Source organism: Sulfurimonas sp., assembly GCF_023228785.1.
Taxonomy (GTDB): Bacteria; Campylobacterota; Campylobacteria; order Campylobacterales; family Sulfurimonadaceae; genus Sulfurimonas.
This window is the reverse complement of record NZ_JALOAN010000045.1, coordinates 1-14,267: the sequence shown is the minus strand read 5'-3', so window position 1 is coordinate 14,267 and position 14,267 is coordinate 1. Positions and strand designations below refer to the sequence as shown.

The 14,267-nt window shown below is 32.9% G+C and carries 14 protein-coding genes and 1 tRNA gene; 10 read left to right on the top strand and 5 right to left on the bottom strand.

What is annotated here, in order from left to right; genetic code table 11:
- The 3 genes from guaA to M0Q24_RS10115 form a co-directional block, all read left to right on the top strand.
- Positions 1–1,381: glutamine-hydrolyzing GMP synthase (gene guaA / locus M0Q24_RS10125; RefSeq protein ID WP_295050322.1), on the top strand; the 1,381-nt coding region annotated here is incomplete at its 5' end.
- A 189-nt stretch (positions 1,382–1,570) separates the two neighbouring features.
- Positions 1,571–2,209, top strand: a complete 639-nt coding sequence (locus tag M0Q24_RS10120; protein WP_295050320.1) for a uroporphyrinogen-III synthase — start codon at positions 1,571–1,573, stop codon at positions 2,207–2,209.
- 77 nt (positions 2,210–2,286) lie between these two features.
- The gene (locus tag M0Q24_RS10115; protein ID WP_295050318.1) at positions 2,287–2,853 is read left to right on the top strand and encodes a YceI family protein; all 567 of its coding nucleotides are present in this window, start codon (positions 2,287–2,289) and stop codon (positions 2,851–2,853) included.
- 21 nt (positions 2,854–2,874) lie between these two features.
- Here M0Q24_RS10115 and M0Q24_RS10110 read toward each other — a convergent pair whose 3' ends face one another.
- Positions 2,875–3,057, bottom strand: a complete 183-nt coding sequence (locus M0Q24_RS10110) for a hypothetical protein (RefSeq protein ID WP_295050316.1) — start codon at positions 3,055–3,057, stop codon at positions 2,875–2,877.
- Positions 3,058–3,166: 109 nt separating this feature from the next.
- On the opposite strand from M0Q24_RS10110, the gene purD reads away from it, so the two are divergent.
- The 7 genes from purD to M0Q24_RS10075 all read left to right on the top strand — a co-directional run bounded on the left by purD (position 3,167) and on the right by M0Q24_RS10075 (position 10,513).
- The gene (gene purD / locus M0Q24_RS10105) at positions 3,167–4,432 is read left to right on the top strand and encodes a phosphoribosylamine--glycine ligase (protein WP_295050314.1); all 1,266 of its coding nucleotides are present in this window, start codon (positions 3,167–3,169) and stop codon (positions 4,430–4,432) included.
- A gap of 8 nt (positions 4,433–4,440) precedes the next feature.
- A complete protein-coding gene (locus M0Q24_RS10100) occupies positions 4,441–4,890 on the top strand; it encodes an RDD family protein (RefSeq protein ID WP_295050313.1) in 450 nt (149 codons plus the stop codon).
- Positions 4,883–7,042 carry an LPS assembly protein LptD gene (gene lptD, locus M0Q24_RS10095; RefSeq protein WP_295050311.1) on the top strand — a complete coding sequence of 720 codons (2,160 nt, stop codon included), beginning with the start codon at positions 4,883–4,885 and terminating at the stop codon, positions 7,040–7,042. The genes M0Q24_RS10100 and lptD overlap by 8 nt, the downstream gene beginning before the upstream one ends.
- 16 nt (positions 7,043–7,058) lie before the next feature.
- Positions 7,059–7,721, top strand: a complete 663-nt coding sequence (locus M0Q24_RS10090; RefSeq protein ID WP_295050308.1) for a phosphoribosyltransferase — start codon at positions 7,059–7,061, stop codon at positions 7,719–7,721.
- The gene (locus M0Q24_RS10085) at positions 7,711–9,903 is read left to right on the top strand and encodes a polyribonucleotide nucleotidyltransferase (RefSeq protein WP_295050306.1); all 2,193 of its coding nucleotides are present in this window, start codon (positions 7,711–7,713) and stop codon (positions 9,901–9,903) included. Before M0Q24_RS10090 ends, M0Q24_RS10085 begins: the two co-directional genes overlap by 11 nt.
- Before the next feature lie 155 nt (positions 9,904–10,058).
- The gene (locus M0Q24_RS10080) at positions 10,059–10,373 is read left to right on the top strand and encodes a F0F1 ATP synthase subunit C (RefSeq protein WP_295050304.1); all 315 of its coding nucleotides are present in this window, start codon (positions 10,059–10,061) and stop codon (positions 10,371–10,373) included.
- A 56-nt stretch (positions 10,374–10,429) separates the two neighbouring features.
- Positions 10,430–10,513 (top strand) — tRNA-Leu (locus tag M0Q24_RS10075).
- A 73-nt stretch (positions 10,514–10,586) separates the two neighbouring features.
- Here M0Q24_RS10075 and M0Q24_RS10070 read toward each other — a convergent pair.
- The 4 genes from M0Q24_RS10070 to M0Q24_RS10055 all read right to left on the bottom strand — a co-directional run.
- Positions 10,587–11,459 carry a site-specific integrase gene (locus tag M0Q24_RS10070; RefSeq protein ID WP_295050302.1) on the bottom strand — a complete coding sequence of 291 codons (873 nt, stop codon included), beginning with the start codon at positions 11,457–11,459 and terminating at the stop codon, positions 10,587–10,589.
- Entirely contained in the window at positions 11,460–12,848 is a 1,389-nt protein-coding gene (locus M0Q24_RS10065) for a hypothetical protein (RefSeq protein WP_295050300.1), read from the bottom strand.
- Between the two features lie 89 nt (positions 12,849–12,937).
- Positions 12,938–14,137 carry a hypothetical protein gene (locus M0Q24_RS10060; protein WP_295050298.1) on the bottom strand — a complete coding sequence of 400 codons (1,200 nt, stop codon included), beginning with the start codon at positions 14,135–14,137 and terminating at the stop codon, positions 12,938–12,940.
- A partial coding sequence (locus M0Q24_RS10055; protein WP_295050296.1) for a hypothetical protein occupies positions 14,088–14,267 on the bottom strand: 180 nt, incomplete at its 5' end. The genes M0Q24_RS10055 and M0Q24_RS10060, both read right to left, overlap by 50 nt.

Genomic DNA, 14,267 nt, shown 5'->3' with positions numbered 1-14,267 from the left:
TTCTGTTTATAGCGAAAATGCTTATGTAGTTGATAAAGCTATTTATGAACTCGGCTTACCAATCCTTGGCATCTGCTATGGTATGCAAAGAATTGCAGTTGATTTTGGTGGAAGTGTTATTCGCTCATCTCATCACGAATATGGTAAATCTGAACTTCATATTATAGATGTAGGTGAAAATTGTTCACCTCTTTTACGAGATTGCGATGACAACGCTATTGTTTGGATGAGTCATAGTGATAAAGTAGATGTACTGCCAGATGGTTTTTCACCAATTGCAACATCTGCTAACTCTCCATTTGCAGCTATTGCAGATGAGACAAAAAAAATCTACGCCATGCAGTACCATCCAGAAGTTCAACACTCTGAGGAAGGTTACTTGATGCTTAGAAACTTTGCAAAAAATATTTGTGGAGTGGATGAGAAGTGGAAGATGGAACACTTCTTAAAAGAGCAAGTCAAACTTATACGTGAGAAAGTAGGAACTGGAAAAGTTCTTTGTGGTCTTAGTGGTGGAGTTGATAGTTCAGTTGTAGCTGCTATGCTTTATGAGGCTATTGGGGATCAGCTTATCCCTGTTTTTGTTGATAATGGACTTTTAAGAAAAGGTGAGAGAGAACAAGTTGAGCAAGTATTTAAAGTAAACCTAAAAACTCCTCTCATTACAGTAGATGCTGTAGATAACTTTTTAGGCAAATTAGCAGGTGTATCAGATCCTGAGCAAAAGAGAAAAATTATAGGTCACACCTTTATAGAAGAGTTTGAGAAAGAAGCAAAAAAACACGATGGTATCAAGTTTTTAGCTCAAGGAACACTCTATCCTGATGTGATAGAGTCTATCTCAGTAAACGGTCCATCTGAAGTTATCAAGTCTCATCATAATGTTGGTGGATTACCTGATTGGATGGATTTTGAACTTATCGAGCCTCTTCGTGAACTCTTTAAAGATGAAGTGAGAAAAATCGGACTAGAACTCGGTCTTCCAGAGTCTATGATAAACCGCCATCCATTTCCTGGACCGGGACTTGCCATTAGAATAATGGGCGATGTTAATGTCCCAGATCTAACAATTTTACGTGAGGCTGATGTTATCTTACTTGATGAGTTAAAAGCAAGTGGTTACTACGCTAAAACATGGCAAGCATTTGCAGTACTACTAAATGTAAAATCAGTCGGTGTAATGGGTGATAACCGTACTTATGACAACACGATCTGTGTGAGAGTTGTTGAGGCAGTTGATGGAATGACAGCAACATTTGCTTATCTTCCACATGATTTATTAGAGAGAATAAGTAGAAGAATTATCAATGAAGTTGATGGCATAAACAGAGTTGTTTATGATATCAGCTCAAAACCACCAGCAACAATAGAGTGGGAATAAAATTAAGAAGAATTTAGATTTTTAAGAATTTTATTTATATTTTTAATTGAGTGCTCTGAACAATTATTAAGCTAGATCCTGAATCAAGTTCAGGATGACGCGTGTCTCGTCATTTAGTGCTTGACACGGAATCTAGTTTATAGATTAATCAGAGCATTCAATTATCCTTTAAAAGCTTTAGGAGACTCTATGTCAAGACAAATTTACCTCTTTGCTACTTCAAAACATCCAGATGCAATAAGTGCACAATCCCTGCAAGTTTGCTTTTTAAAACCAGAAATTAACTTCAGTAATTATGATCATCTCATCATCACATCTAAACAGACTATAAAAGCTCTAAAACAATATAAAAAAGAAGATTTTATAGATATACCTGCTCTCTGTGTATCTAAAAAAACTGCTGATGCTTACAAAGATTTTGGTGGAGAGATTTTAGATTTTGGTGATGGGTATGGAGACAATTTAGTTAAATTTATAGAACAAAAGCCAAAAGAGACAAAATGGCTCTATCTAAGAGCCAAATCAATCGCTTCAGATTTTGTAGCTAAATGTAAAGCTGATCATTACTCTATAGATGAAGAGATCTTATATGTGAGTGAGTGTGCAAAAGAAGCACTTGAAATAGAAGTTGAGAGAGATCCTATACTTATTTTTACATCTCCATCATCTATAGAGTGTTTCTTAAAGACTCATAACATAGATAATAATGCTAAGGTTGTCGTCATTGGAACAACAACTGCAAAAGCTCTTCCAAAAGGAATAAATTATGAAATATCTAAGTTTACTTCCATAGAGAGTTGCATGGAATTAGCGCTCTCTTTGCGATAAATAGATAATATATTTTAGTTATATCTCTTTAAGTTGTGCGATGATAAACTACTACAAATTAACACTAAGGATGTAAAATGAAATTCACTAAGCTACTCGTTATAAGTTCACTATTTGTATCGTCACTATTTGCGGCTTCATACAATGTTGACAGAGCTCACTCAAATATAGGTTTTAAAGTAAAACATATGATGATATCAAATGTTAAGGGCACTTTTAGTGACTTTGAGGGTACATTTGACTATGATGAAAAAACTAAAAAACTAACAGCTCTATATGGCGAGATCCAAGTAGAATCAATAGACACAGCAAACAAAAAGAGAGACACTCATCTAAGAGAAGAGGAAATTTTTGATGCTGATGAATATCCAGCTATCACATTTAAAATGACCAAGATGGATGGAGATAATGTTTATGGAGATTTTACACTAAAAGGTGTTACAAAAAACATCAAACTGGAGTATGAAAATGGTGGAACTATCGTAGATCCATGGGGTAATGAAAGAGCTGGTTTTTCACTAGAGGGAAAGATAAAGAGAGCTGACTTTGGGCTAACTTACAACTCTGTTTTAGAAGCTGGTGGTTTTGCTATAGGTGAAGATGTTAAGCTAGAAATTGAGATCGAAGGTATAAAAGCAAAATAACTCCCATAAAAAAGGATTTTCTTAAATAGAATCAAGAAATCTTTTAGTATAATAAACTTCTAGTCTGAGTAGTTCGAGATATCGTAAATATGAGGGTTCTACATTTTCAAATAGTGAACAAGTAGGGTTTTTGTGTGTGGTGTCATCGTTTGAGATAGTTAACTCTATCGAGATGATGCCACCGTTATAAAACACTCTCTTCACCCAATTACGGCTTTTAGAACCAAGCCAAATACGAGACGGCTACTTCGGGCTATTACTAAGGTCTTCACCTAAGTAAATCCGACTATAACTTTTACAGGAAAAACTATCAATGAAAATATTAATTTTAGGCTCAGGTGCAAGAGAATACTCAATAGCTAGAGCTATCAAAAATGAAAAAGAAAATCACGAACTATTTTTTATGCCAGGAAATGGCGCTACAAACAACTTAGGTACAAACATAAATATTAACGATTATAATTCTCTTGCACTTTTTGCAAAACAAAATGAAATTGACTTAACAATAGTAGGTCCAGAAGCTCCTCTTGTTGATGGAGTTGTAGATATCTTCAAATCTCACAATTTAACTATTTTTGGTCCCTCAAAAGAGGCTGCAAAGCTTGAGGGCTCAAAAGTATATATGAAAAACTTTCTTGCAAAATATAATATTCCAACAGCCCGCTATATTGAGACAGATTCTATAGAAGATGCCTTTAAATTTACAGAGACTTTAACTGCTCCAATAGTTGTAAAAGCTGATGGACTTTGTGGTGGAAAAGGTGTAATAATTGCACAATCTCACGACGAAGCAAAAGTTGCGATCTCAGAGATGCTAAGTGGAAAAAGCTTTGGAGATGCAGGACTTAAGGTCATAGTTGAAGAGTTTTTAGATGGTTACGAACTCTCAATGTTTGCAGTTTGTGATGGCGATGACTATATACTTCTCCCAGCTGCACAAGATCATAAAAGACTAAAAGATGGTGATGAGGGTCCAAATACTGGTGGAATGGGAGCTTATGCTCCAACTCCTTTAGTTGATGAGGAACTTTATCAAAAGGTAAAAGACAGAGTCATCCGCCCTACTCTTGATGGAATGAAAAAAGAGAACGCTCCCTTTGAAGGAGTTTTATTTATCGGGATTATGGTAGTTAACGGTGAGCCAATTACACTAGAATTTAATGTTCGTTTTGGAGATCCAGAGTGTGAGATCCTTATGCCACTTATGACTTCAAGTGTTAGCGATATGTTTTATAAAGCTGCTACAAATAGACTCGGCGATATAAAAGTAGAGTTTTCACAGCAATTTGCAGTAGGTGTTGTAATGGCAAGCGAGAACTACCCATATAAAAGTTCAACTCCTGCTGAGATAATTGTTGACGCGGTAAACCATGAAGAGATTGAGAAATATACACATATCTCTTATGCAGGAGTAAGCCTAGAAGATGGCATCCTTTATGCAGATGGTGGTAGAGTTTTAGTCTGTGTTGGTTTAGGAGATTCCATAAAAGAAGCGAGAGATAGAGCTTATATGAGATGTGGACAAGTTCATTTTGCTGGTAAAAAGCTTAGAACTGATATAGCATATCAAGCCTTATAGGATATACATTGAATGATGAGATACAAAACAAACTTCACAATGAAGAAATAACTCTAACAAGTAACAAAAAAAGAGCTATGGCTTTTTTTATAGATGAGATGCTACTCTCTTTTTTGCTTATTATCTCTATCTGGGATTCTTTTGCGAATGCTGCTACTACAGAAGAAATCATCAACCTTACAAATGAGTTTGCATTAGAATTCATGCTCTTAAAGGTCATCTATCAAGCTTTTTTTGTAATGCAATATGGGGCTAGTGTTGGAAAAATAATTATGAAAATACGAGTCATTGACACAAAAACTATGCAGACTCCAAATGTCATAGTCGCACTAAACCGCGCTATATTTAGAGTTATATCTGAACTATTTTTATATTTGGGATTTCTTTGGGGACTACTAAACCCAGAGAGACAGACTTGGCATGACAAAACCGCAAGCACTTTGGTTGTAGATGCTTAGGATAGTTTTTGTTATCTTGATGATAGCGTCGTTTATATATGGTGAAGAGATAAACGATAAAGTCGAAATCTACTCTACCAATATGAATTCAAAAGACAATATTATAAAAGCAACAGGTGAAGTGACTGTAGTTTATAAAGATTATTTTATAAGTTCAGATGAGGCTATTTACGATAAAAACACCTCAAATCTAGAACTCTTTGGAAACATTCGTGCTAATCAAGCAAATAAATATAAACTCTTAGGAGATTATGCAAGACTAAATATTGCCAAAAAAGAGAGAGTTTTTAGACCCTTCTACATGCTTGAGAAAAACTCTCAAGTTTGGATCAGTGCAGATGAGGGTTGTACTTTTGACAAAGACTTTGAGATCTCTTCTGGGGTTATGAGCGGATGTAACCCTAATGATCCGCTTTGGAAACTACACTTTTCTTCTTCAACATACAACTCTGATGATATGTGGTTAAATATTTTTAATGCTAGAATTTTCATCTACGATATTCCTGTTTTTTATACTCCCTACATTGGTTATTCGCTTGATACAAAAAGAAGAACTGGTCTTTTAGTCCCTGCGTTTGGCCTATCTGAGGCTGAAGGTTTTTATTATGAACAACCTATCTACATTGCTGAGCAAAATTGGTGGGATCTTGAGTTAAAACCACAAGTTAGAACTTCCCGTGGTTATGGAGGCTACTCTACTTTTAGATTTGTAGATTCTGCTATATCAAAGGGAGAACTTACAACTGGATATTTTAAAGAGCAAGATAAATATGCTCTAGAAAATGAACTAGCAAATGATAAGCACTATGGATATAACTTTTTATATGATAATAGTGATGTTATAAACCAATGGTTTGGTACAAAACTCAAAGGACAATCAGGACTCTATATTGATATAAACCATATGAATGATGTTGATTATATAAATCTATCCACAAATGACACAATTGAAAATGCAACTTCATCTCAAATTCTCTCAAAAGTTAATCTCTTTTACAACAATGACACAGACTACTTTGGTGCATATTTTAAATACTATCAAGACTTAACAAAAGTTAATAATGATGATACTATTCAAAAAATACCAACACTACACTACCATAGATATTTAGATACTTTTTTAGATGATCATCTTATATATAACTTAGATATACAAAGCAACAATCTTTATAGAAAGGTTGGAAAACATACAACTCAAACAGATATCAATATACCAATAAGCCTTCAAGCTACTTTTTTTGATGAGTATCTAAATGCTTCATATAAAACTATTTTATATGCTCAACATTCAAAATTCAACGGAAGAGAAGAAGTTAAAATAACTGAGTGGGAAAATGGATATTATGCAAGGAATCATCATGTTTTTTCACTCTCTTCTCAGTTAAGCAAGGCTTATGAAGACTTTACTCATGTTGTAGGGTTTGGTTCTAGCTACAAGATTGATGGAGGACAAACAAGAACTGGTTTTTATCAAAATTATCAAAAATTTTGCTCTGAAGCAGAAAATAAAGATACTCCTCAATGTGAATTTTATAATATATCAGATGTAGAAGAAGAGCTTCAACTTGACTTTTCACAATATATTTATAATGCTACGGGAGAACAAATACTCTATCATAGCTTGGCTCAAAAAATAAACTATGAAAATGTGCAAAACCGTCTTGGAGAGTTAGAAAATGAGCTTGACTATCAAATCACTTCTAGCATAAGACTATATAATAATCTTTTATATAATTATGATGAAAATAAATTTTCAAAACTTTATAATGAGATCTCGTACAACACCGATAGCTTTAACATCTCTCTATCTCATCTTTACAGGGATACATTTTTAAAAGAGACTTCTACTTATTCTCCTTATACAAGCTATCTCACATCTAGTGCTAGTTATACTTACAACAAGCATTATTCTTACCATATAAGATATAATTATGATATAGAAAGAAGCATGAAAAAGAGTACTGAGATAGGCTTTTTATATCAACAAAAATGTTGGAATTTTGGTCTTAAATATCTAGAAAACAACAGACCAGTACTAACAGAAACTGGTTCAACTTCTATATATGACAGATATATCTACCTTACAATAGCTCTAAAACCCATGATGAGTCCAAACAGTGGTCCTCTTTATGAACATAAATTGTCAGAATAATTTAGGATTATAAGATATGAAAAAGTATAAACACATACTTAAAAACAGACAAGATGCTGCTACAAAGCTAATGGATGTTATACCTATGCAAAGACTCAAAGATGAGTCTTGGAAAATGGTGGCAATATCTAGAGGTGGGTTGGAATTAGCTTATCTTCTTAGAAAAAAGCTTCCAAATGCACTTGATTTTCTCTTCTCAGAAGCCATCTTAGCTCCAAATAATGATGATTGTGAGATAGCAAGAGTTAGTGAAAGAGAAGAGATAGTTATAAATGAACAATTAGTAAAAACATTTGATATTCAGTATGACTATATCTATGGAGAAGCTCAAAGAAAGCACGAAGAGCAAATACTCAGCTATGTTTATCAATATAGAAAAGGAAGACCTTTTGCATCTATGAAAGGCGAAGTAGTTTTGCTTATTGATGAGGGAAGTGAAACTGGGCTTCGGTTGATGACTGCGATAAAAACTATTTTGGCGATGAAGCCAAAAGCCTTATATATTGCAGTTCCTGTCCTACCTCGTGATACGCTAGAACTTTTAGAGCCTTTTGCAGATGACATATTTACTCTATATGAGATAGATGATTATGTTGAGACTACACTCTACTACGAAGAGCTAGAAAAAGTTGAAGAAGAAAAAATAGAAAAATACTTAGGAGAAAAGAATGAAATATGATGTAAACATAGAGTTACAAAACAAAACGGAGAGTTACTCATTTGGTGAAGTAGCAAGACAAGCAAATGGTTCAGCATGGATCAGATCAGGAGATAGTGTTATTTTAGCTACTGTTGTTATAGATGAAACAGAGGTAGTAAAAGATGATTTTTTACCTCTTACTGTTCAGTATATTGAAAAAACATATGCAGCTGGTAAAATTCCAGGTGGATTTTTCAAGCGTGAGACAAAACCAAGTGACTTTGAGACTCTAACTTCTCGCATCATTGACCGCTCTTTACGTCCTGTTTTTCCTAAGGGTTTTGGACATCCTACTCAAATAACTATTATGACTTTTAGCGCGGACTCAGATGCAGATCTACAAGCCTTAGCGCTAAAAGCAGCCTCAGCTGCACTCTACACTTCAGACATAGATATAAACACATCTATATCTGCTATAAGAGCGGCTAAAGTTGATGGTGAGTTAATTTTAAATCCAACTCTTTCACAATTAAAAAACTCGAGCTTAGATCTATTCTTATCTGGCACAAAAGAAGATCTTTTGATGATAGAGATGCGTTCTATGGGTACAAATGAGCAAGAGTTACAAGAGAGTTTTATTATAGATCCAATGATAGATCCAACTCTTAGCACTCCAAATATCTCTATTCACAAGTCTAATGCAATCAGCGAAGATGAACTTATAAAGATTTTACAACTCTCACAAGAAGCTCTTTTTGAAAATAATAAAAAGTATGAAGAATCATTTGCTGCATTTAAAAAACCAACAAAAACTATAGAGTGTAAAGCGCATGCAATTAATGATGAGATGGTGTCTTATGTAAGAGAAAACCACTTAGCAGATATCGCGTCAGCGATGAACCAAATGGCAAAATCAGAACGCTCAACTGCATTAAGAGAGCTTAGAAAAAACATTATAAAAACAAAAACAGATTGGGCGGAAGTTGAAGCAGAAGTCTCTTTAAAAGATGCTATAGAGAGCGTAAAAAAAGAGCAAGTAAGATCTCAAATACTCCAAACAAAAGTTCGTGCTGATGGTAGATCTTTAACTGAAGTTAGACCTATATCTATATCTACAAATGTTCTTCCAAAAGCTCATGCTTCTTGTCTTTTTACAAGAGGACAGACTCAAGCTTTAGTAGTTTTAACTATGGGCGGAGTTAAAGATGGTCAGATGTTTGAGAGCCTAACTGATGAGGGAATCCAAAACGAAAACTTTATGGTTCACTACAATTTTCCTGGCTTTAGCGTAGGTGAAGCGACTCCAGTTATGGGAACAAAAAGAAGAGAACTCGGTCATGGAAATCTTGCAAAAAGAGCGCTAGAGCCTATAGTAGATCTAAATGGCGAAACTATTAGACTAGTCTCTGAGATCCTTGAGTCAAATGGCTCATCTTCAATGGCTACAGTTTGTGGTGGTTATATGGCTCTTAGAGCTGCAGATATAGATACTAGTGATGTTATAGCTGGTATTGCTATGGGAATGGTCTCTGATGGCGGCAACTACGCAATACTCTCAGATATTATGGGACTTGAAGATCATGATGGAGATATGGACTTTAAAGTAACTGGCTCAAAAGATGGCATAACAGCTATGCAGATGGATATAAAACTAGGTGGGATCTCTCTTGACATTTTAAAAGAAGCACTATACCAAGCAAAAGAGGGAAGAAGTCATATTATAGATATTATGATAGATGCTGAGAAAAACATAGAGTTTAACGATGGAGTTCTCCCAAGTACAGATTTTTTCCACATAGATCCAAGTGTAATTGGGGATGTTATAGGTCAAGCTGGAAAAGTTATTCGTGAGATTATTGAGAAGTTTGAAGTGGCTATAGACATCGATAAAAAAGATGGAAAAGTAAAAGTTACAGGTAAAAACAAAACTGGTGTCATGGGAGCAAAAGAGCATATACAAGATATTGCAAATACTCCAAAGCAAGAGAAAATAAAATACCAAGTAGGCGATAAATGTGAGGGGACTGTTAAAAAAATAGTTGACTTTGGCGCATTTATAGAGCTAAGTGACGGAACTGACGGACTTCTTCATATCTCTAAAGTTTCAGAAAAAAGAGTTGAAAAAGTCTCAGATGTACTTAGTGAAGGCGATAAGATTCTAGTTGAGATCTTAGAGTTTAAAGGCAACAAGATCTCTCTAGGTCGTACTGAGAGTTTATAAGTTAATTTAACTTTAAACTAAAGTTTAAGACTTCTTCTGTATAATTCGCCATCATTTTCTAGTAGGGAAATCATGGCATTTATGTTGTGGTTGCTTCATTTTACATGAGGTTACGCTATCCGAGGGAATTTGTAATAATTATATTTGGAGAAACTATGAAAAAAGTTCTATTTTTAATGCTAGCTCTTACTACTGCTGCTCTTGCTGCTGATGGTGATGTTGCTAACCAAACTCTTAAAGCGTACTCAATGATCGCGGCTGGTCTTGGTCTTGGTCTTGCTGCTCTTGGTGGAGCTATAGGTATGGGCCATACTGCAGCTGCTACAATCGCTGGTACTGCTCGTAACCCAGGTCTTGGCGCTAAGCTAATGACTACAATGTTTATCGCTCTTGCGATGATCGAAGCACAAGTTATTTATGCACTAGTAATTGCACTAATTGCTCTTTACGCTAACCCTTATTTAGGTTAATCTAAATAAACCCTCTCTTAAACCCTCTTTTGGGTTTAAGATTTTTTCTAATTTATGCGATCGTGGTGGAACGGTAGACACGCAGGCTTGAGGGGCTTGTGCCGAGAGGTGTGAGAGTTCAAATCTCTCCGATCGCACCATAACACACAACAAACCCCTAAAATAGCCACTTTTAAAACTTCATAAAAAACAAGCTAAATCTCTTTACACCCCTTAATAAAGATTTATATTAAATTTAAAATCAAACTTACCATCATTTATATATTTTGCATATACTTGGTAAACCATTTGAGCGTTAGAATGTCCTAATATTTGAGCTAAATTTTGAGGAGTTGTAAAACCATTTGATAGCATCATAGTTGCGAATGTGTGACGGGTGTTATATAATCTACGATATTTAATATCTAAATCATCAAAAATAGGTAACCAAAACTTATTATAAAAAGTTTCATTATGGTTATAAGGCTTTTTAAATTGTGTAATAAATAAATAATCGTTATCATGTAGATTATATAAATCTTTTAAATGAGGTTTTAATATATCTAAAATAGGAACAGAACGCACACCGCTTTGAGTTTTTGGACTACTTTCGCCATGTCTCCCACGAGAGCGTTTTACTTTTATAATATTTTTTTTAAAGTTAATATCATCTTTTTTTAATCCTATTATTTCGCCACCTCTCATACCAGTATAAAAAGCTATATAAAGATAATATTTAAAATTAGGATTTTTAACATAATTTAAAATCTGATTAACTTCATTAACCGAAAAAGGTAAAATTTCATTTTTAATTATTTTAAATTTTCGTAAATATTTACATGGGTTTTGTGCAATATCTTCATTATAAATTGCCTCTTGAAATATACCCCTTAATACTGAAATATAATGAGATAAAGTTTTATTTGTCTTGTCAAAATTCAAAAGCCATAATCTAAGCTCACTAGCTTTTATGGTTGATATTTCACGATTTAAAAAAGAGGGCATTATTTTATTTATTACAGTAGTTTCATATTTATAATAAGAAGATGGCTTTAATTCTGTTTTTTTTATTTTTAAATATGTTTTAGCGTAGTATTCAAATGTCATTTAAAATTCTTTAAACTCTTGTAATTCTCTTAAATCTAATAATGCAGTATCTAAGAGTAAACCACGATTAACAAGCAAGTTTCTTGTAATAGCATAGTGAGTAAAATTAACTGTATCCATATCTATATTTTCAAAATATTCTAATAACTGATAATTTTTCATAAGATAAGGCGGAATAGTTTTTTTAATCATTATTTCATTTAAACTTTTTAAATGCTCATTGTTTATGGATCTTTGTTTATTCTCTTTTTTGAGCTTGTCTAGTGCGAAGTGATGAACTATAAATTCATCATTGTCTATGACAATTTCCAGAGGCTTTTTAAAGTCTTCTTTGTCTTTATAAATAGGCTCAAATTCAGCTTCTAAATAAGTGTGGTCTGTATCTATTAGCTTGTCATACCAATTTACTGGCTTTGGTGTGTAAATAGTTCCATATTCATTCTCTATTAAAACAACTTTTTTAGTTGTAGTGTCTTTATATATATTTATGTCATCTCTTAAATAACATTTTGTTAAATCTGTAAGTGTGTACATACCATTAAGTTTTCTATAAACTTCCAAAGATACAAAAGTTCGTGAAGTGTAGAAGCGAGAAATCCCGTGATATAGATACCAAAGCGTAAGATTGGTAATTTTGTCGCTATCATCTCTTAAATCATCAAGAGTTTTTAAAATATATTTCATAAGATAAGATACTGAACTTTTAACATTTGTCTCTATCTTACCGAGTGGTGCAGGATATAGCCTTGCAAGAGCTTTTACTATACTTTCTACTTTATGAGCTGGAACAAATAAAGATATGTGTATGTGAGGTGTGCCGTCTTTGTGTGGTTCGGTAACTCTAAAGTAACATCTGTCTATTTTTTCAATACTTTTATAACTTCTATCATCAAAAAATCTTTTTAACATTTTTGAAAGTTCTTTAGAAGCGTTATGAGGTGTATATTTATCAGTAGTATCTGTAAAGTCTAATATAGGCTCTAAATATGGGATATTTTGCAATACAGTAGCGTTAATAAAACTATATTTTAGTTTAGTATCTTTGGTAATGACTTTAATATATTTACGACCGCCAAATTTTTTATTAAAAATCATAGTTTTGTCTTTTTTAGATTTTTGCTTCATTTCGTGCCAATGGCTCGGTAATGTTAGAGTAAAGAAAATATTTTCTAAATTTCTCTCTTTTGCATAGTCATAGATAGACCACGCACGATGTTGTAGTTCTGCGATGTATCTATCACTATTCATATAACTATTTGATACGAAGTCAGCGTAAGGCACAAATTTATTATCAATTTGCACTCCGTTGCCGTGCATAAACTCTTTATTAAACTTTAGTTTGTCAAAAGCTTTGTTTATTTGGTATTTTGTTAATCCGTAGTTTTTCATTTTGTCACTTCCTCTTTAATTTTTAAATCGTGTCCGATAACTTTTAATAGATAGCCAAGGGGCGAACGAGTTCGCCCATATATCCCCCACTAAAGTGGGGGCACCCCCTCTATGGGCGTAACTCGTTCGCCATACTCTTCTAAGTCAATATTCTCAACATTTGATATTAAAATCGCAAAAGTATCAAATTTAACTGAATTATGCGACCACTTAAAAACTTCGCCTAAAAATGGAATAGAACTTAAAATAGGAACTTCTCTTTTAAGTGTTCTTGACTCCGAGCCTTTAAGACCAGCTATGACTATAGTTTCGCCATTCTTTAGTTTAATATAGTTATCTATGGAGCGTTTAGAAGTGGTTGGGGTTAAAGTTTTATCTAGTATGACTTCATATTGCATTTGTATGTGAAAGTAAATAGCTTCATCTGTTACAGATACTTTATCTATCTCTATTTTAGAGCCTACATCTTTATAAGTAAAACTATTAGATTTTATATTATTAGTTCCATCTACACTCCTATCTTCACTAAGATATGGAATATTATTAGTGATTTGAAAATCTGTTTTTTCATTATCAAAAAGAGATAGAATAGGACTAAATTTAAAATCAATAATTGAATGAGTTTTCAAATCAGAAAGATAAACATCTAGTGCAAAATTTGGAATAGTTAGAGATAAAACTTGAGAAGTAGCTAAATTATCAATCAAAGTTTTATACTCATAATTATTTTTATCATTTGAAACTTTAGAGTCAAAATTAAGTCCAAATTCTTGCATTTCATCATCTTGAAAACTTATAAGAGTAATTTTAACTTTTTTTGTTTTTGTAGGTTTGTCTAAAAGTTCTATAAGTTCTTTTATCTGTTTAGACTCTTTATAATCCGCCTTAAAAATAATAGTTTTTTTAGATTTTGAAATTACAATATTTTCATGATATTTATTGATAATTGGAATAATTTTGTCAGGTAAAAGAAATTTTAACTTAACACTATTATAATTTTTTTCTTTACTAATTTTTTTAATATAATAAATTGAGTCATATTTTACTAGATACATATCATGCTTATCTAAAACTGATTTTAATATTTTAAAAGAGTCTTTGGACTTGTAATCAACTGGTAATATTAAACTAAAATTTGTATCTATATCTTCATCTATAACTATATTTACGCTTGATGTATTAGACACAAATCTAATATAATCTATAAAACTATTACCTACCAAATCAACTGCTAATATACTAGTTTTTAAACATAGTAGGAGCAGTATAGTCCATTTTACCGTTGTCATGTTCGTCACCTCTTTTTTCTAAGCTATAACTCATTAAATCGTTGTATAAAGACTCATTAACACTAACAACAACTAAAGAGTAAAAATTATTAATCTTTGAACTGTATAAAATTTCCATATCAACAGCATT

Coding starts and splice junctions, on each gene's coding strand:
- M0Q24_RS10085 (WP_295050306.1), top strand. CDS start 7,711: ATGAAATATGATGTAAACATAGAGTTACAAAACAAAACGGAGAGTTAC.
- M0Q24_RS10070 (WP_295050302.1), bottom strand. CDS start 11,459: ATGACATTTGAATACTACGCTAAAACATATTTAAAAATAAAAAAAACA.
- lptD (WP_295050311.1), top strand. CDS start 4,883: ATGCTTAGGATAGTTTTTGTTATCTTGATGATAGCGTCGTTTATATAT.
- M0Q24_RS10120 (WP_295050320.1), top strand. CDS start 1,571: ATGTCAAGACAAATTTACCTCTTTGCTACTTCAAAACATCCAGATGCA.
- M0Q24_RS10115 (WP_295050318.1), top strand. CDS start 2,287: ATGAAATTCACTAAGCTACTCGTTATAAGTTCACTATTTGTATCGTCA.
- M0Q24_RS10080 (WP_295050304.1), top strand. CDS start 10,059: ATGAAAAAAGTTCTATTTTTAATGCTAGCTCTTACTACTGCTGCTCTT.
- M0Q24_RS10060 (WP_295050298.1), bottom strand. CDS start 14,137: ATGACAACGGTAAAATGGACTATACTGCTCCTACTATGTTTAAAAACT.
- M0Q24_RS10090 (WP_295050308.1), top strand. CDS start 7,059: ATGAAAAAGTATAAACACATACTTAAAAACAGACAAGATGCTGCTACA.
- M0Q24_RS10065 (WP_295050300.1), bottom strand. CDS start 12,848: ATGAAAAACTACGGATTAACAAAATACCAAATAAACAAAGCTTTTGAC.
- purD (WP_295050314.1), top strand. CDS start 3,167: ATGAAAATATTAATTTTAGGCTCAGGTGCAAGAGAATACTCAATAGCT.